At 61.2% G+C, this 18,537-nt stretch carries 15 protein-coding genes; 11 read left to right on the forward strand and 4 right to left on the reverse strand.

Annotated elements, in window-relative coordinates:
* The first annotated feature begins 6 nt into the window (after positions 1 to 6).
* Complete coding sequence (lepA, locus tag ACSSVG_RS20615) at positions 7 to 1,860, forward strand: translation elongation factor 4 (RefSeq protein WP_231342943.1); 1,854 nt, start codon at positions 7 to 9, stop codon at positions 1,858 to 1,860.
* Positions 1,861 to 3,090, forward strand: a complete 1,230-nt coding sequence (gene hemW, locus ACSSVG_RS20620) for a radical SAM family heme chaperone HemW (protein ID WP_231342940.1) — start codon at positions 1,861 to 1,863, stop codon at positions 3,088 to 3,090.
* 31 nt (positions 3,091 to 3,121) lie between these two features.
* Here the strand turns inward: hemW and ACSSVG_RS20625 are convergent, their stop codons facing one another.
* Positions 3,122 to 3,535, reverse strand: coding sequence for a DUF4870 domain-containing protein (locus tag ACSSVG_RS20625; protein WP_159699313.1), 414 nt, complete (start codon positions 3,533 to 3,535; stop codon positions 3,122 to 3,124).
* 121 nt (positions 3,536 to 3,656) lie between these two features.
* Positions 3,657 to 4,508 (reverse strand): DUF3097 domain-containing protein, encoded by an 852-nt coding sequence (locus tag ACSSVG_RS20630; protein WP_231342938.1) that lies wholly within the window; start codon positions 4,506 to 4,508, stop codon positions 3,657 to 3,659.
* A gap of 194 nt (positions 4,509 to 4,702) precedes the next feature.
* Between ACSSVG_RS20630 and hrcA the strand changes: the two genes are divergently transcribed.
* The 3 genes from hrcA to ACSSVG_RS20645 are packed head-to-tail and all read left to right on the forward strand — an operon-like array spanning position 4,703 to position 7,658.
* A complete protein-coding gene (hrcA, locus tag ACSSVG_RS20635) occupies positions 4,703 to 5,710 on the forward strand; it encodes a heat-inducible transcriptional repressor HrcA (RefSeq protein WP_231342936.1) in 1,008 nt (335 codons plus the stop codon).
* A gap of 50 nt (positions 5,711 to 5,760) precedes the next feature.
* The gene (dnaJ, locus tag ACSSVG_RS20640) at positions 5,761 to 6,888 is read left to right on the forward strand and encodes a molecular chaperone DnaJ (protein ID WP_231342934.1); all 1,128 of its coding nucleotides are present in this window, start codon (positions 5,761 to 5,763) and stop codon (positions 6,886 to 6,888) included.
* A gap of 2 nt (positions 6,889 to 6,890) precedes the next feature.
* The gene (locus ACSSVG_RS20645) at positions 6,891 to 7,658 is read left to right on the forward strand and encodes a 16S rRNA (uracil(1498)-N(3))-methyltransferase (RefSeq protein WP_492416047.1); all 768 of its coding nucleotides are present in this window, start codon (positions 6,891 to 6,893) and stop codon (positions 7,656 to 7,658) included.
* 22 nt (positions 7,659 to 7,680) lie between these two features.
* Here the strand turns inward: ACSSVG_RS20645 and ACSSVG_RS20650 are convergent, their stop codons facing one another.
* Positions 7,681 to 8,553 carry a GerMN domain-containing protein gene (locus tag ACSSVG_RS20650; RefSeq protein WP_231342948.1) on the reverse strand — a complete coding sequence of 291 codons (873 nt, stop codon included), beginning with the start codon at positions 8,551 to 8,553 and terminating at the stop codon, positions 7,681 to 7,683.
* A gap of 426 nt (positions 8,554 to 8,979) precedes the next feature.
* Here ACSSVG_RS20650 and ACSSVG_RS20655 point away from each other — a divergent pair, with 426 nt between their 5' ends.
* The 5 genes from ACSSVG_RS20655 to ACSSVG_RS20675 all read left to right on the forward strand — a co-directional run bounded on the left by ACSSVG_RS20655 (position 8,980) and on the right by ACSSVG_RS20675 (position 14,471).
* Positions 8,980 to 10,062 (forward strand): PhoH family protein, encoded by a 1,083-nt coding sequence (locus tag ACSSVG_RS20655; RefSeq protein WP_492416049.1) that lies wholly within the window; start codon positions 8,980 to 8,982, stop codon positions 10,060 to 10,062.
* Complete coding sequence (gene ybeY / locus ACSSVG_RS20660) at positions 10,059 to 10,532, forward strand: rRNA maturation RNase YbeY (RefSeq protein WP_089595199.1); 474 nt, start codon at positions 10,059 to 10,061, stop codon at positions 10,530 to 10,532. Before ACSSVG_RS20655 ends, ybeY begins: the two co-directional genes overlap by 4 nt.
* Positions 10,529 to 11,860, forward strand: coding sequence for a hemolysin family protein (locus ACSSVG_RS20665; protein WP_492416052.1), 1,332 nt, complete (start codon positions 10,529 to 10,531; stop codon positions 11,858 to 11,860). Before ybeY ends, ACSSVG_RS20665 begins: the two co-directional genes overlap by 4 nt.
* Entirely contained in the window at positions 11,844 to 12,806 is a 963-nt protein-coding gene (era, locus tag ACSSVG_RS20670) for a GTPase Era (protein WP_159699334.1), read from the forward strand. Before ACSSVG_RS20665 ends, era begins: the two co-directional genes overlap by 17 nt.
* Before the next feature lie 105 nt (positions 12,807 to 12,911).
* Positions 12,912 to 14,471, forward strand: a complete 1,560-nt coding sequence (locus tag ACSSVG_RS20675) for an LCP family protein (protein WP_253468289.1) — start codon at positions 12,912 to 12,914, stop codon at positions 14,469 to 14,471.
* 68 nt (positions 14,472 to 14,539) lie between these two features.
* On the opposite strand, the gene ACSSVG_RS20680 is transcribed toward ACSSVG_RS20675, so the two are convergent.
* Positions 14,540 to 16,492, reverse strand: coding sequence for a M13 family metallopeptidase (locus tag ACSSVG_RS20680; RefSeq protein ID WP_492416055.1), 1,953 nt, complete (start codon positions 16,490 to 16,492; stop codon positions 14,540 to 14,542).
* Positions 16,493 to 16,740: 248 nt separating this feature from the next.
* On the opposite strand from ACSSVG_RS20680, the gene leuA reads away from it, so the two are divergent.
* A complete protein-coding gene (gene leuA, locus ACSSVG_RS20685; RefSeq protein ID WP_231342860.1) occupies positions 16,741 to 18,480 on the forward strand; it encodes a 2-isopropylmalate synthase in 1,740 nt (579 codons plus the stop codon).
* Positions 18,481 to 18,537 lie beyond the last annotated feature (57 nt).

The raw sequence follows: 18,537 nt of genomic DNA on the forward strand, positions 1-18,537 counted from the left end.
TCCTGCGTGTCTCCCATGGCCCGCACCGCACCGGTGCCCGCCGCAACAGATCCGGCCATCATCCGGAACTTCTGCATCATTGCCCACATTGACCACGGTAAGTCCACCTTGGCCGACCGCATGCTGCAGTACACCGGCGTCGTTAAGCAACGCGACATGAAGGCCCAGTATCTGGACCGCATGGATATCGAACGTGAGCGCGGCATCACCATCAAGTCCCAGGCTGTCCGTATGCCGTGGGAACTCGATGGCAACAGTTATGCGCTGAACATGATCGATACTCCCGGCCACGTCGACTTCACCTATGAGGTTTCCCGCTCGCTTGCCGCCTGCGAAGGCGCAGTGCTGTTGGTGGATGCGGCCCAAGGTATCGAGGCACAAACCCTCGCCAACCTGTATTTGGCGATGGAAAACAACCTCACCATCATTCCTGTGCTGAATAAGATCGACCTTCCGGCCGCCCAGCCCGAGAAGTACGCAGCGGAGCTTGCCAACTTGATTGGCGGCGATCCCGATGACGTCCTCAAGGTTTCCGGCAAGACCGGCGTAGGCGTGGAGGCGCTGCTGGACAAGATTGTCCGCGACCTTCCCGCGCCCGTTGGTGATCCCGATGCCCCGGCCCGCGCCATGATTTTCGACTCTGTCTACGACACCTACCGCGGCGTCGTCACTTATGTGCGCGTGGTGGACGGCATGCTCCACCCGCGCGAACGCATCCAGATGATGTCCACCAGGGCAACGCACGAGCTCCTTGAAATTGGTGTCAGTTCCCCGGAGCCCACGCCATCCAAGGGCCTGGGCGTCGGCGAGGTGGGCTACCTGATCACCGGCGTTAAGGATGTACGCCAGTCCAAGGTTGGCGATACTGTCACCAACCTGGCCAAGCCGGCATCGGAGTCACTCAGCGGCTACGCAGACGCCAAGCCGATGGTCTTCTCTGGTCTCTACCCCCTTGACGGCACGGATTACCCGGTCCTGCGCGATGCTCTTGAAAAGCTGATGCTCAACGACGCTGCGTTGGTTTACGAACCCGAGACGTCTGCAGCACTCGGCTTCGGCTTCCGCGTTGGCTTCCTTGGTTTGCTTCACCTCGAGATCACGCGTGAGCGCTTGGAGCGTGAGTACAACCTCGACCTCATCTCCACCGCTCCCAACGTGGAGTATGAGGTGACCCTCGAGGACAAGAAGGTCATCCACGTCACCAACCCCAGCGAATACCCCACAGGCAAAATCTCCGAAGTCCGTGAGCCAATGGTTTCGGCAACCATCCTCGCGCCCAACGAGTTCGTTGGGTCCATCATGGAACTCTGCCAAAGCCGCCGCGGCCAGATGCGCGGCATGGACTACTTGTCCGAGGACCGCGTCGAGCTCCGCTACTGGATCCCGCTGGCCGAGATCGTCTTTGACTTCTTCGACCTCCTGAAGTCCAAGACGCGTGGCTACGCCTCGCTTGACTGGAAGGCCGACGGCGAACAGGTCGCCGACCTCGTTAAGGTCGACATCCTGCTGCAGGGTGAGCAAGTGGACGCTTTCAGCGCCATCACGCACCGGGATAAGGCCTACGCCTACGGTGTGATGATGACCGGGAAGCTTCGCGAGCTGATTCCGAGGCAGCAGTTCGAGGTGCCCATCCAGGCTGCCATCGGGTCCCGCATTATTGCCCGCGAAAGCATCCGGGCCATCCGCAAGGACGTTCTTGCCAAGTGCTACGGCGGTGACATCACCCGTAAGCGCAAACTGCTGGAGAAGCAGAAGGAAGGCAAGAAGCGCATGAAGATGGTGGGTCGCGTCGAGGTGCCCCAGGAGGCATTCATCGCAGCCCTGACCACTGACGAGTCCAAGGACAAGGCCAAGAAGTAGATGCCCAGCGTCCTACCTTTGGGCGATCCGGCACCTGCGGACGGCATACTGCCTCCGCAGGTGTTGGCTGGCGTCGAGCACCGCAAGTTTGGGCTCTACGTCCATATCCCTTTTTGTGCCGTTCGTTGTGGCTACTGTGACTTCAACACCTATACAGCCACCGAGCTGGGAGGCGGTGCTTCCCAGGATGCCTACGCCACCACCGCAGTGTCCGAGCTCGACTTTGCGGCTGTGGCCCTTGACGCCTCGGGGCTGCCTCAACGGCGCATGAGCACAGTCTTCTTCGGTGGCGGCACTCCGACACTCCTGCCCGCGGAAGACTTGGCACGGATCCTGCGTGCCGCCGTCGGGCACTGGGGGCTTGAGCCCGGTGCTGAAGTAACCACTGAAGCCAATCCCGATTCGGTGACTCCCGAATCCCTGAGGGTACTGGCCGAGGCCGGTTTCACGAGGGTCTCGTTCGGCATGCAGTCAGCTGTGCCGCATGTCCTGAAGGTGCTGGATCGCACCCATACTCCCAGTCGTGTGCCGCTCGTTGTGCAGTGGGCGCGAGAGGCCGGGCTCGCCGTCAGCCTCGACCTGATCTACGGTACGCCGGGGGAGTCCATGGAGGACTGGCGGTTGTCGCTTGAGACGGCTCTGTCTTACGAACCTGACCACATCAGTGCCTACGCGTTGATAGTGGAAGACGGCACCAAACTTGCTGCCCAAATCCGGCGTGGCGAAGTGCCGGGCATCGACGACGACGATCACGCCGCTAAGTACGAACTGGCCGACAAAATGATCTCTGAAGCCGGTTTGAGCTGGTACGAGGTCAGTAACTGGTCCAGGACGCCGGACCAAGCCTGCCGGCACAATCTGGCCTACTGGCGCGGGGACGACTGGTGGGGCATCGGTCCAGGAGCGCACTCCCACGTGGGAGGCGTCCGCTGGTGGAACGTCAAGCACCCCACTGCTTATGCCGGACGGTTGGCTGCAGGAAGCTCGCCGGCAGCAGGACGGGAGACCTTGGACTCCGACACACGGGAAGTCGAGCGCGTCATGCTTGAAGCAAGGCTGGGTACCGGGTTGGCCGTAGATGCGTTGGACGCGATTGGTCGCCACGCGATGGCTGGGCTCATTGCCGATGAACTTGTGGATCCGGTGCAGGCCTTCAAGGGCCGGTTGATCCTTACGTTGAAGGGTCGACTGCTCGCTGACGCTGTAGTGCGCAGGATCCTGCCCGACTAACAATCAGTGGTTGGGCGAAGGCGGCGGGAAGCTACTTGATCCAGCGCAGGTTGAGCTTGTAACGGTGCGGCTGGCCATGGTTGACCCGGATGCCCGCCGAGACGGAGAAGCACGTCAGGGCCACCCAGATGCCGGTGGCGATCACTGCGAAAATGTTGCCCACCACAGGCAGCAGCACCAGGATGTTCGCCAAAACTGCGGCGATTGTAGGAGGCAGCGTGAAGTTCAACGCTTCCTTGGATTCCTGTGCCGTGAAGGGTCCGCGGTCGCGGAAGATCAGGTAGATCAGGAGAGATGGCAGGCATCCCAAAATGCCGCCAAAATGGGCCAAGGTTGCCCACTGCCGGTCCTCGCTGGCGGTCAGTGGCAGCGCATTTGCAGGCGCGCCATGGTACTGGGGCTGGCCTGCGGCGCTGCCCGGTTCTTCAGGAGCGTTCTCTGCCACGGTGTGTTCCCTTTGCTGTAAAGATGCTGCGGTGTTGCTGTCCCAGAATACCGGCCTCCGTGGACTTCCCGGGACAAGCGCCACGAAGACACGTCAGTTGCTGCCGCTTTCGGGGCCAGTGTCAGGGAACCGTGAGGAAATCGATGACTTCCTCCACTCGGCCCAGCAGGGAGGCCTCAAGGTCGGCGTAACTGCGAACCGCCCCGAGAAGCCGTTGCCAGCCCAGGCCAATGTCCTCAGCGGTCTCGTGAGGCCACCCGAAGGCGGTGAGAATTCCCGTCTTCCAGTCGATGCCGCGAGGCACGGAAGGCCAGGCATCGATGCCGAGCACCTTCGGCCTGATGGCCTGCCAGACATCGATGTACGGGTGGCCGACAATCAAGACATTTCCTGGCGCCCCGGGGACCGTCATGGCTTCGGCCGCAATGCGGGACTCCTTGGATCCGGCCACGAGGTGATCCACCAGGATGCCTAGGCGGCGGCCAGGGCCCGGATTAAAGGCGGCGATGGAAGATTTGAGGTCATCGACGCCGTGCAATGGCTCCACCACGATGCCTTCGACGCGGAGATCGTCGCCCCAGACCTTCTCCACGAGTTCGGCGTCGTGCTTTCCTTCCACCCAGATCCGGCTGGCTTTTGCCACTTGGGCGCGTTGTCCCTGGACCTTCACCGACCCCGAGGCCGTTCGTCCCGGTTGCGCGGGGGCCGTCGCTTGGCGGGGGGCCGGAGGCATCAACCGGATGGGTTGGCCTTCAAGCAGGAAGCCGAAGCCGAGTTGGAAGGACTTCGTTTTACCACGCCTGTCCTCAAGGGACACGATGTGCATGCCCCCGGTTTTTTCAACCCGAGTGACTTCGCCCACCCAGCCTGACTGGACATCTTCGAGGACCATCCCGCGCTGGACGGCTACCTCGGGGAGTTGTCGTTTGGCTGGAGCTGCTAGGTCCTGCGGACCCCAAGAGTCGAAAGCCAAGGAATTCCTACCTTTTTGTACTGGTTTATGCTGGGTTGCTTGATGCTGGCCATGGGCAGTTTCAATGCTAGCAACGGGGTGGCTCATACTAGACTGGTTAGCACTTGGGCATGTTGAGTGCTAAGTGCGGTGATCCCATGGGATCCCGCGGTGGCCGGTCGCAGTGACCATGGCAGTCGTCAGGAGGTGGAGTAATGAGTGAACCGCGCAAGTTGGAAGTACTGCGTGCCATCGTTGAAGATTACGTGCATTCCAGGGAGCCTGTCGGATCGAAGGCCCTCGTGGAGCGACACCACCTCGGTGTTTCAAGTGCCACCATCCGGAACGACATGGCTGTTCTTGAAGAAGAAGGCCTCATTGCGGCACCCCACACCAGCGCCGGACGCATTCCCACTGATAAGGGCTACCGCCTGTTCGTGGACCGCATCTCCCAGGTCAAGCCGCTGTCCGCGGCGGAACGCCGCGCGATCCATTCGCTGCTTGAAGGGCCCGACGACGTCGACGACATCCTGGAGCGCACCGTGCGGCTCCTGTCGCAGCTGACCAACCAGGTCGCCGTCGTGCAATATCCACACTCAAACCGGGCGCTGGTGCGGCACGTGGAGTTCGTCCTCCTGGCTCCCAAGCAAGTGCTCGTCGTCCTGATTGCGGATACCGGGAGCGTTGGCCAGAAGGTCATCGAGGCAGGCTCGGACGTGGGCGATGACGCTTTGATGCTTCTGAGGTCACGATTCCTCGGCAGCATTGCAGGGACGCAACTGGCCCTGTTGCCGCAAGTACTTCCCTCAGTGGTTGCCCTGTGCCCGCCGGAACTCCGTGGCCTGGCTCAAACACTGGCGCACGGACTGCAGGCACTGAGCGACAACAGCCGCGAAGAGCGCATCCTCATGGCCGGCACAGCCAATCTTGCCCGGTCCAACGTGGACTTCCCGTTGAGTATCGGACCCGTGCTGGAAGCCCTTGAGGAACAAGTGGTCATGCTCCGGTTGTTGTCCGACATGGGGGACGACCCCCGCGGCGTCACGGTGAGCATCGGCCGGGAGAACCCCTATGACGGCTTGGCCGAAGCTTCGGTGGTGGCCACTGGCTACGGCTCGGGTGCCAAAGTGGGAATCCTCGGTCCAACCCGCATGGATTATCCAACCACCATGGCAGCAGTTCGGGCCGTGGCCCGCTACCTTTCACGCATTCTCGGCGGCTGAACGCAGGCCCGAGGAAACATCCGCAGTACGACAAGGAAGAGATACCGACTTTGAGCAGCCACTATGACGTTTTGGGAGTCTCGCCGGAAGCCACCGGGGAAGAGATCAAAAAGGCGTACCGCAAGTTGGCGCGGAAACTCCACCCGGACGTAAATCCGGGTGAGGATGTCGCGGAGCAGTTCAAGGCCGTGACCCATGCTTACGAGGTTCTGTCGGACCCCCAGAAGCGTCGCGTCTACGATGCCACCGGCAATGAGAACGGAACGGACAACGGCTTCGGCGGTGGCTACTCCGGCCAGGGCTTCGCGTTCCAGGACATCTTCGACACCTTCTTTGGTGGCGGCGGCGGCCACGGTGGACCGGCTTCCCGCGTTCGTCGCGGACAAGACGCCCTCATCAGTGTCCGTATTGACCTCAAGGACGCCGTATTTGGTGTTAACAAGAAGCTCGAAGTAGACACTGCCGTCACCTGCCCTACGTGCGACGGCAGCTGCTGCCGCCCGGGAACCCATCCGGAACGTTGCGACATTTGTGGCGGCAGCGGCCAGGTCCAGCGCGCCGTCCGATCCATCCTTGGCCAGGTCATGACCACGGCCCCTTGCGGATCTTGTGAGGGTTTCGGCACGGTCATCAAGGATCCCTGCAACGAGTGCAACGGCCAGGGCCGCATCCGCAGCCGCCGTTCCCTGACCATCAAGGTGCCCGCCGGTGTTGCGACCGGTACGCGTATCCAGTTGTCCGGCCAAGGCGAAGCAGGACCCGCAGGCGGCCCCTCCGGCGACCTGTACGTGGAGATCCGGGTCAACAACGATTCCATGTTCATGCGCGAAGGCGACGACCTCCACGCCACCCTCAGCGTGCCCATGACAGCCGCTGCACTGGGCACTGAGCTGCAACTGGAAACGTTCGATGGCGCACAGGACATTGATGTGAAGGCCGGAACCCAGTCGGGCGAGGTCATCACGCTCCGCGGCCTTGGCGTCACCCACCTGCGCGGTTACGGCAGGGGAGACCTCAAGGTGCACCTCCATGTTGAAACGCCGAGCAAGCTTGATCCCGCCCAGGAAGAATTGTTGCAGCAGCTCGCCAAGCTTCGCGGGGAGCAGTTCACCGAAGGCAAACTCGTGGCCAGTGGCGGCATGTTCGCAAAGCTGCGTGACAAGCTCGGTAACCTGTAGCGGTGAGCAACCCCGTTTTCTTCACCCCGGCCGGGAGTCTTGGCGATGTAAGTCCCGGTGGCACGTTCGTGCTGGAGGGGCCTGAAGCACGGCACGCCGTCACGGTCAAGAGACTGGCAGTGGGGGAGCCCGTTGACATTGCCGACGGTTCCGGCACACGGCTGACCGGCACGGTCGCCGACGCCGGGCCCGCCGGCCTGACCGTCACTGCTTCCGATGTTGTCTTCGAGGACCAGCCCGACGTCCGCTTGGTGCTCGTCCAAGCCTTGGCCAAGGGTGACCGCGATGAACTTGCCATCGAGACGGCCACCGAGCTGGGTATCGACGCAGTGATTCCGTGGCAGTCAGAGCGATCAATCGTGCGCTGGAAGGGCGACCGCGCCGCCAAAGCCCATGGGAAGTGGCAGTCTGTGGTAGCCGCCGCGGCCAAGCAAGCACGGCGGGCATGGATTCCGGACGTGCGGACAATCGTGGATACCGGAGCCTTGGCCAAAGCAGTCGCCGCCGCCGACCTGGCCATCATCCTGCACGAGGACGCCAAAAACCCGTTGAGGACTGTCCTCGAGGTGTTGCAGGGTGGACCGGACACCGGGACGTTCCGGGAAGTACTTCTGATCGTAGGACCGGAGGGTGGAATCTCGCCCCGCGAAGTAACGCGGCTCAGTGACGCCGGGGCCGTTACGGCGCTGTTGGGTCATCACGTTCTGCGATCGTCGACGGCGGGACCTGCCGCCGTCGTTCTTGCGAGCGACATTCTGGGTCGCTGGTAGCCGGCCGGGCTACCCTGAGGAGCTATCCGACCCTGAACAACCGGGTGTCAGTGCTTGTCGCGATCGTGTTTCCAGCATCGTCGACCTGCGAGACACGTACCTCGTACTGACCGGCCTTGAGTGTGGCGCCGAACGTGAAGAGGCCGTACTGTCCGGGTTCGCCCGTGGCTTTCGTTTGACCCGTCAGCAGACTTGTCTTCTCGCCCTTGCCGTTGTCCTGCAGGACCTGCCACGCGATGGGTTTGGAGCTGTCGGTGCTCCGCCCATTGAACTTGACCAAGCCTGTGGGCATCGAGGTGTCTTCCTGTGGATCGATGATCCACAGAGGCGCCACCAGGGAGGCATCGCGGGCCATGGGCTGACCCAACTGGATTTGCCCGAACGCCATGTAATCCTTGTGTCCGTCAACCAGGATGACCACCTGGATCTGCTGTCCGGAATTGATGAGGCCCGAGGACGAAGCCGCTGCTGTCGCCGTATACACCAGCTGCTGTATGGCCCGCTGCGCCATACCGGCGTCCAGGTTCGAATTGAATGCGTCGCGGGAAATGTCGACGGTAATCACGTTCTTGCCTGAAATGGACGTGGCCAGGCTGGCCGGTTCCTGCCATGGCGTGAAGAAGTCATGGTCCAGTGGCTTTTCCGCCATCATGATCCGCAGCGCCGTGGTCACGGGGTTTCCGTCGCCGGAGATATCCCTGAACTCGCGGTAGAGGTAGACCTCTTCCTTGCTGCGCCCAATCCAATAGACCGGGATCTTGGTTGAGGCCTGGGTAGTCTCCAACGGGGCGTTGCTGGCCGGGGCATCCTGCATGGTCAAAGGCGGCGGACTGGATGTGGCCTGGGTGCTCTCGCCGTTGGCAATGCACCCAGTCAGCAAGAGGGCAGCAAGCATCACAGGCACGGCGATAGCGGACTTGGTCCGCTTGTGCACGCCCGGAGCGTTGTTGGCTGACTTCTTGATGGGTTTCCTGTCCTGTCCCTGCATTTATTTGGGAGCCATGGAGCGGCTGGGGTGCGGGGTTGTGGTTCCACCCGCTATGCCAGCTTGGCACATTGCCGACGGCGGGCGGCCGGGATTCCGTGGACCTGCGCCAACTGAAACGTGATTGATACCGGCTTGATGCAGAGTTGAGACAAAAAGTCGGCAATCACGATGCGCGCCGGAACGTGGCCGCCTGCTGAGGTTCATCGCAGGCCGGGCTGGCGTAGGATTGGAGACATTCCGGCATCAATGCGGTCGCTGAAAGTCCACCGCTGATGTCGAATCGATGGCGTTATTACGACCAACCGGAGGAGAACAGGCCTGACGGCCAGCACTATGAGTGAATCTTTGAACGGGCGGCTCAGGACCGGAAACGGCAACCAGCCGCCCAACGAGTTCCCGCACACCTTACCGGGCACGCGCACGGAAGTTGTCACGTTCGATAACTCCGACCAGATGGTTCACTCGCTGGGCAGCCACGACGAAGCCCTGCGGTACATCGAGGAACAGTTCCAGGACGTCAATTTCCATGTCCGCGGCAACGAGCTCTCCATGACGGGACCTTCCACCGTCATCCCCCGGATCATGAGACTTCTCGAAGAAGTCCGTGGTCTCGTGGCAAAGGGAACCGTGGTCACCCCGGACGTCCTTCAGCAGCTCGTCTCCTTGTTGAGGACCCAGTCCGTGCAGAATCCTGCTGATGTCCTGACGCACAACATACTTTCCAGCAGGGGCAAGACCATCCGGCCCAAGACGCTGAACCAGAAGAACTACGTGGATGCCATCGACGCAAACACCGTGATTTTCGGTATCGGTCCAGCTGGTACGGGTAAGACGTACTTGGCCATGGCCAAGGCTGTCCAGGCGCTCCAGATGAAGGAGGTCAGCCGGATTATCCTGACGCGGCCTGCCGTGGAAGCGGGGGAGCGGCTGGGGTTCCTGCCCGGCACGTTGAGCGACAAGATCGATCCCTATCTTCGCCCGCTTTACGATGCCTTGCACGACATGATGGATCCGGAGTCCATTCCGCGGCTGATGGCTGCAGGGACCATCGAGGTGGCTCCTTTGGCCTACATGCGCGGACGAACTCTGAACGATGCCTTCATCATTCTCGATGAAGCCCAGAACACCACTCCGGAACAAATGAAGATGTTCCTGACGCGTCTTGGGTTCGGCTCCAAAATGGTGGTCACCGGGGACGTCACCCAGATCGACCTTCCGCTGGGTGCTACGTCGGGCCTGCGGATTGTCCGCGAAATCCTCAACGGTATCGATGACGTCAACTTTTCCATTCTTGAGGCGGCTGACGTGGTACGGCACCGCCTGGTCGCAGATATCGTCTCCGCTTACAGCACATGGGATGACGCGCACCGCACCGACGCCGCCGGCACACAGTACAAACGTGGAGAACGCAAATGAGCATTGAAGTCAACAACGAATCCGGCGTGGCGGTGGACGAGGCCCAGCTGGTGACGTTGTCCCGGTTCATCTTTGAGCGGCTGTACATCCATCCGCAGGCCGAGCTTTCAATTCTGCTGGTTGATGAACCCGCCATGGAGAAGCTGCATATCGAACTCATGGACGAGCCTGGGGCCACAGACGTTTTGTCGGTGCCCATGGACGAGCTGACGCCGGGCACCCCTGACAAACCCACGCCGCAAGGCATGTTGGGCGACATCGCCATCTGCCCCCAAGTGGCCGAGGTTCAGGCACGCAACGCCGGACATCCTACCCAGGACGAGATGCTGCTGCTGACCACCCATGGCATCCTTCACCTTCTCGGGTTCGACCATGCTGAGCCGGAAGAAAAAGAAGAGATGTTCGGTTTGCAGCGCGAACTGCTGTCTGAATTCCTGGGCAAGGATGCCCCCATGGAGACCATGCAGTGACCTGGATCATCCTGGTCGGCATGGCACTGGTATTCCTCAGTTTCGTCGCTTTGCTGACTGCTGCCGAGGCCGCCTTCAACTTCCTGCCCCGGCATGAGGCCGAACAATCCATCGTCCGCAGCAAGGGCAAAGCCCTAAGTGGCATCCTCAAAGCCCCCATCGCGCATATGCGCGCCTTGCGCTTCTGGCGTGTGTGGTTCGAAATGGCCGCTGCCGTGGCCGTTGCGGTGGTCCTGCACAGCTTGTTGGACAACGTGTGGCTCGCCGGCCTTGCGGCCACCGGAATCATGGCCGTGATCGGCTTTGTCCTGGTTGGTGTTTCGCCCAGGCAGTTGGGCCGTGCACATTCCGGACCCGTCGTACGTTTCACAGCTCCGTTGATCAGGTTCCTCTGCTGGATTCTTGGTCCCATCCCCGGCTGGCTCGTGGCGCTTGGCCAAGCTGTGGCTCCCGGTGCCCCGAGTGGCGACGACGCGTTTGTGAGCGAAGAAGAATTCCGGGAATTCGTGGATCGTGCCGCTGAGTCGGACATGATCGAGGACAACGAAGCAGAGCTCATCCATTCGGTCTTTGACTTCGGCGACACGTTGGTGCGTTCGGTCATGGTCCCTCGCACGGATATCGTCAGCATCGGTACCGGCTCGGACCTTGAGGCGGCCATGGGTCTTTTTCTACGTTCCGGATATTCGAGGATTCCGGTTATTGGCGAGAACACGGACCAAATCCGGGGAATTCTCTACCTGAAGGATGTAGCCGCGGCCATGCATCGCGGCGAACCCGGGCTGCAGGCGCATGACGTTGATTCCCTCGCCAGGGACGTCCGCTACGTCCCTGAATCCAAGCTCGTGAGCGACCTCCTCAGGGAACTGCAGCAGGAATCAACCCACGTGGCGATCGTCATTGACGAATACGGCGGAACCGCCGGGCTGGTCACCCTGGAAGACCTTATCGAGGAAATCGTGGGCGAAATCGTTGATGAATACGATGCCGCCGCGGAAGAAGCCCTGGACCTTGGCGACGGCACGTTCCGGGTCAGCGCCCGCATGAGCATTGATGACCTGGGTGAATTGTTCGACATCGACCTCGACGACGACGAGGTCGATACCGTGGGTGGCCTCCTGGCCAAGGCCCTCGGCCAGGTTCCGATTGTAGGAAGCTCCGTTGAGGTGAACGGAATATCACTCAGGGCGGATAGGCTTGAGGGTCGCCGAAACAGGGTCAGCCATATCATTGCGGCAGCCATGCCAAAGGAAGACACTGACTTTGAAGACCTACTCGAAGACGCCGACTCAACGCAACAGGGAGTTCCACGTGAGCAAGCAAAATAAGAAATTCGATGCCGATGATGATTTCGGCGGCTTCCACGCAGGCTTCTCGGTGTTGGTGGGCCGGCCGAACGCCGGTAAGTCGACGCTGACCAACGCCTTGGTCGGCCAGAAAGTGGCCATCACCTCAGCCAAGCCCCAGACCACTCGTCACACCATCCGAGGTATTGTCCATCGCGACGATGCGCAGTTGATTCTGGTAGACACCCCTGGCCTGCACAGGCCCCGTACGCTGTTGGGTAAGCGCCTCAACGAACTCGTGGCCGATACCTTGGCCGAAGTGGACGCCATTGGATTCTGCCTGCCGGCGAACGAAAAGATCGGCCCCGGCGACAAATACATTGCGGCGCAACTGGCCGCCGTGGGGCGTAAGCCGATCGTGGCCCTGGTGACCAAAACCGACCTCGTGGACCGTCAAGCGCTGACTGAGCAGTTGCTTGCCGTGGCAGCTTTGGGGCGGGAGGTCCTCGGCGAGCAGGGGTGGGCCGACATCGTTCCCGTTTCCGCGGCCGACGGCTTCCAGGTCTCCACGGTCGCTGACGTACTCATCAGCCATATGCCGTCGTCGCCGCCGCTTTATCCCGATGGGGAATTGACGGACGAGCCCGAGGCGGTCATGATTGCCGAACTCATCCGTGAGGCCGCCCTGGAGGGTGTCCGGGACGAACTTCCGCATTCCCTGGCCGTGGTGGTGGACGAGATCGTTCCCCGCGAAGGTCGAACCGAAGACAACCCGCTATTGGATGTGCGGGTAAATCTGTACGTTGAGCGTCCTTCCCAGAAAGCCATCATCATCGGCAAGGGCGGAAGCCGGCTGCGTGAAGTGGGGACCAACGCGCGCAAGGGAATCGAGACACTGCTGGGTACCAGGATCTATCTTGATTTGCACGTCAAGGTAGCCAAGGACTGGCAGCGCGATCCCAAGCAATTGGTCAAACTCGGATTCTAAACGGCGTCACACGTCCCGGCGTGGCTTCGGCCCGATAAGGAACTTCCCAGAATCGGCAACTATGATGGCGGGAATCCACGTGTTTGAGGAAAGGTAAACCGAATAGTGCGACGTCGTGACGCCCGCCCGCAGGGCACCGGCACCGCTGGCTCCGTTGCGGCCCGCCATGGCGAGGATGCCGAGGGCACTCCCCGCCATATGAAGGTCCGCAAAGGACTTCCGCTCTGGCTGAAGATTGTTACCGGCGTGGTTTCCGTGGCCCTGGTTGCCGGTGTTGCCTTTGCGGCTTTTTGGTTCATCCGGCTGCAGAGCAACATTACCAAGGCACCCTTGAGCGCCGGGGAGTCCCGGGATTCCGGGGAGGCCCTGGCCAATGACAAATCCGACCGCCTGCAAATCCTTATCCTTGGTTCTGACACCCGTGACGGAAAGAACTCGGAGTACGGAACCTCCGAGGATTCCACGGGCTACGGTCACTCCGATGTGATGATGCTCCTGGACATCTCAGCCGACAACAAGCGCGTCAGCGTCATGAGTTTCCCGCGTGACCTCTTGGTGAACGTGCCCCAATGTACGGACCACACCAACAACCAGACGTTCCCCGCCCGCAGCGGCGTTATGATCAACGAGGCCATGGCAGAAGCCGGCATCGGTTGTGCGGTGGATACCATCAACAAGCTGACTGGCCTTGAAATCGACCACTTCATGATGGCGGACTTCAACGCCGTCAAGGAGTTGTCCCACGCTATCGGCGGCGTCAATGTGTGTGTCAGCGACCCCGTCTTTGACCCGGACTCCCGGCTTCGCCTGCCCAAAGGTGACTCGCTGGTGGAGGGAGAACAAGCCCTCGCCTTCCTGCGGACCCGACACGCATTTGGTGACGGAGGCGACCTTGGACGCATCAAGGGACAGCAGGCGTTCCTTTCGTCCCTGACAAGGAAGCTCAAGGATGAAGGAACCCTGGGCAACCCCCAGAGACTCCTGCAGATAGCAGACGTGGTAACGCAGAACCTCACCGTGGATGAGGGGCTGGCGTCCGTGCCGTCGTTGTTGACCATCGGTGGGCGGTTGAAGGACATTGATGTGTCCAAGGTCGCGTTCGTCGCCGTGCCGACTCAAGCAGCAGCAGTTGATCCGAACAGGCTCGAGCTCATTGAGCCCCAGGCTTCCCAACTCTTCGCCGCTTTGCGCGCTGACCTTGACCTGACGACACCCGGTGCTACCTCTTCACCGGCCGCGACGGAAACCCCTGCGGCCCAGCCCACAGCCACCACGCCCGCGGCCCCCGCCTACGATAAGGCGATCCAGCCTGTCGCAGTTGCCAACGGCAGTGGCATTGCCGCGAGGGCCCAGGAACTGATGGCTGTGCTGACGGGCAATGGATTTACCCAGGCGGTGTCATATCTGGCGAACCCCGTGGACCAGACAGTGCTCTACTACGGGGCTGGCTTTGCCGACGTGGCAGCTGACGTCGCCACTCTGTACGGTATCCCGGCGGCCCAGGTGCAAGAAGCGCCGGGAGTAGCGGGAGTCCAGCTTTACGTTGGTACGGACTTCGGGACGGGTACTGCCTACGGCGCAGCGTCGGTTCCGTCGGACGTGGTGAATCAGACAGCCAGTGAGGCCGTTTGCCAGCAGGTAAATCCGCTGTACATCGATCAATAGCTGATCGTGGAAAACATTGGAGCATGAGAGAGGCCGGGCCACATGGCCCGGCCTCTCTCATCCCTGTCCTACCAGATGCTCACGCGGTCTTCCGATTCCATCCACATACCATCCGTCGCACTGACACCGAATGCTGCATGGAAAGCGTCGAGGTTGCGGGCGATGGCATTGGTGCGGAACTCGTTCGGGGAGTGCGGATCCGTGGCCAACCGTCGGATTGCTTCCTCTGTGCGGATCACTTGGCGCCAGCCGGCTGCCCACGACATGAAGAAGCGCTGCTGGCCTGTGAAGCCGTCGATGACCTCGGGCTCGGCGTCGCCCAAGCTAAGGAGGTAGGCCTTATACGCAATCGTCAGGCCGCCCAGGTCGCCGATGTTTTCGCCCAGGGTCAGTTTGCCGTTGACCTTATGGTCGGGTGCAGCGTAGGGGGAGAGGGCGTCGTACTGGGCCACCAACTTGGCCGTGAGAGCTTCGAATGCGGACCGGTCCTCCTCAGTCCACCAGTTGCGCAGTGCCCCGCTTCCATCGAACTGGGAACCCTGGTCGTCGAACCCGTGTCCGATTTCGTGTCCGATCACAGCCCCGATGCCGCCGTAGTTCACAGCATCGTCAGCGTCTGCGTTGAAGAAGGGCGGCTGGAGGATCGCGGCCGGAAAAACGATCTCGTTCAGCATGGGGTGGTAGTAGGCGTTGACTGTTTGAGGTGTCATGAGCCATTTGGTCAGGTCAACGGGCTTGCCGATCTCGTCCAGATGCCGGTCGACGTCAGCATCATGGGCGCGTTCCACGTTGCCCAGCAGGTCTTTGGGATCGATTTCCACGGCGGAATAGTCGATCCATTTTTCCGGGAAACCGATCTTTGGCCGGAAGGCTTCCAGCTTCCTGAGGGCTTCCTTCTTGGTTTCTTCGCCCATCCAGTCCAGGGAGGAGATGCTCTCGCGGTAAGCCTCGATCAGGTTGGCGACGAGGGTCTCCATCCTTGCTTTGTGGCCGGCGGGGAAGTGCCGCTCCACGTAGATTTGTCCGACGGCTTCGCCAAGCGCAGCCTCGACAACGGCAACTCCTCGCTTCCAACGCTCCTTGTTTTGGGGCGTGCCGCTGAGTTTGGTGCCGTAGAAGTCGAAGTTGGTGTCGACGAACTCTGAGGAAAGGTAGGGGGCAGCCGAGCTAAGAACCCTGAGCGTCAGCCATTCCTTCCACGTTTCCAGCGGCTCGGACTCCAACAATCCCGCGGCGCCGGCGAAGAAGTCCGGGGTGCTGACAACTATCTCATGACGCTTATCCCGCTCAACCCGCGCGGCTTCGAACCAGGTGTCCAGCAACGGGAAGATATTCGCGGCTTCATCGGCCGACTTGAGGTTGTAGGTTTTCTGGGGATCCCTCAGCGTCACATTGTCCCAGTGATGCGACGCCAGGGCAGTTTCGAGGCCGAGAATGCGCGTGGAGGCCGCCTGTGCGTCGGGGATGCCTGCGAGGGTGAACAACCTGGCAATGTACTCGCCGTAGGCGGCCACAATGCCCGTAAACTTTTCCTCCCGATAATAGGACTCGTCCGGCAGTCCCAGGCCACCTTGCCCGATGTACAGAAGGATGCGCTCCGGGTTCCCGGCATCCGGCGCCGGGTAGATGGAGAACAAGCCCGTGACGTCCGACCGGAACAAACGGCCGATCAGGGCAGCCAGTTCATCTGCGGACCCTACGGAACGAACTGCTTCGAGACGACCCCGGACTGGGTCGAGCCCCTTTTCCTCGGCCGCGGCCTGGTCCATGAAGCTGGCGTACAGGCCGCCTACTTGCTGCTCGACGCCGGTTGCGGACTCGCCCTTGCCGGCAGCTTCTTCGATAATCGCCTGAACGGCCAGCTCGGCGCCATCCCGCAGTGCCGTAAAGGTACCTTCCAACGGCCTGTCATCCGGGATCGTCGTGCTGTTGAGCCACGCGCCATTGACGTGCTGGTAGAGGTCGTCCTGGGGCCGGACGCTGTGATCGATGTTCGAAAGAGTGATCCCCGACTGTGGCACTGTGGCTCCTTGTGTGGACACTGCGCCGGCGTTTCCACCGTGGCGGCGTCTGCATAGTGGACGTTGCATGAGGTGTTGCACTGTCATCATACGCATCGTGTTACTGTGAAATTGTGCGTACGGCGATGCTTCTTCTTAGCTGCCGCGGCGAGGCCTGAAAGCTATCTGAAGCTGGGCCATCCTCGCCGCGGAGTTCCGTTGTGTCCGGCTAAGCTTTCAGTTAGTTCTTAGAGAAAAGGCCACACGTCATGCGTAATGCACAAAAGCCCTCCGGTATGCCTATTCACCGCTACCTGCCGTTCCAGGACCAGATCACCGTCGACGTTCCTGACCGCACTTGGCCGGATAAAGTCATCACCAAAGCCCCGCGTTGGTGCGCAGTGGACCTGCGCGACGGCAACCAAGCACTGATCGACCCCATGAGCCCGGCCCGCAAGCTGAAGATGTTCCAGCTGCTGGTCAAGATGGGGTACAAGGAGATTGAAGTCGGTTTTCCTTCGGCCTCGCAGACCGATTTCGACTTCGTACGCCAGCTCATCGAGGGCGGCCATATTCCCGATGACGTCAGCATCCAGGTGCTGACCCAGGCACGTGAACACCTCATTGAGAGGACTTACGAGTCCTTGGTGGGTGCGAAGCAGGCAATCGTCCACTTGTACAACTCGACGTCCGTCCTGCAAAGGCGCGTGGTCTTCAACCAGGATGAAGACGGTATCCTCGACATCGCCCTGCAGGGTGCCCGCCTGTGCAAGAAGTACGAAGAGACGCTGGAAGATACGCACATCACGTACGAGTACTCGCCGGAGTCCTTCACGGGAACCGAACTTGAGTATGCCGCCCGTGTTTGCAACGCCATTGCCGACGTCTTTGAAGCCTCCGCCGACAAGCAGGTCATTATCAACCTGCCGGCAACCGTAGAGATGGCAACCCCGAACGTCTACGCCGACTCGATTGAATGGATGCACCGTAATCTGCACCCCCGGGAGGGCATCATCATCTCCCTGCACCCGCACAACGACCGCGGCACGGGCGTCGCTGCCGCCGAGCTGGGATACCTGGCGGGCGCCGATCGGATCGAAGGCTGCTTGTTCGGCAACGGTGAGCGTACGGGCAACGTGGATCTCGTGACTCTGGGATTGAACATGTTCGTGCAGGGTGTTGACCCCATGATCGATTTTTCGGACATCGATGAAGTCCGCCGCACTGTGGAGTACTGCAACCAGCTGCCGGTCCCCGAGCGTTCCCCGTACGGCGGCGACCTCGTCTTCACGGCTTTTTCCGGTTCCCACCAGGACGCCATCAAGAAGGGCTTCGAAGCGCTGGAGAAGGACGCCGCAGCAGCCGGCAGGTCTGTGGACGACTTCACCTGGCAGGTTCCTTACCTGCCTGTCGATCCCAAGGACCTCGGCCGCAGCTACGAAGCCGTCATCCGCGTCAACTCGCAATCGGGCAAGGGTGGGGTTGCCTACCTGCTGAAGAACGAGCACAACCTGGACCTGCCCCGTCGCGCCCAGATCGAATTCTCCGGCGTCATCCAGCGCCGGACCGATGCCGTGGGTGGCGAGGTCAGCGGCGCGCAACTGTGGCAGGTCTTCCAGGACGAGTACCTGCCGTCCGACGAAGAGCAGGCACAGTGGGGGCGTTACGCGCTGGGCAGCGTAAGCACAGAGACCGATGAAGCCGGTGCCATGACTATGAACGCGAACCTGCGGATCGATGGCGTGGAAGTTCGGCGGACGGGCCATGGCAATGGTCCCATCGCTGCACTGTTGGATATCCTGCACCACGACGGCGTTGATGTCCGTGTGCTGGACTACAGTGAGCATGCCCTGTCTGAAGGCGGCAGCGCCAGCGCGGCGGCTTACGTTGAGTGCGCCGTAGGTGAGCGGGTCCTGTGGGGCGTGGGCATTGATCCCAGCACCACGACGTCGTCCCTCAAGGCACTGATTTCCGCAGTCAACCGGGCCGTTCGGGACGCCCGAGCCTAGGCGCCTACCGTTTGGTGACGGGAAATACCGTCACCAAACGGTCCGGCGGTCACCGCT

Source organism: Paenarthrobacter sp. E2MeOHC11 (assembly GCF_058744955.1).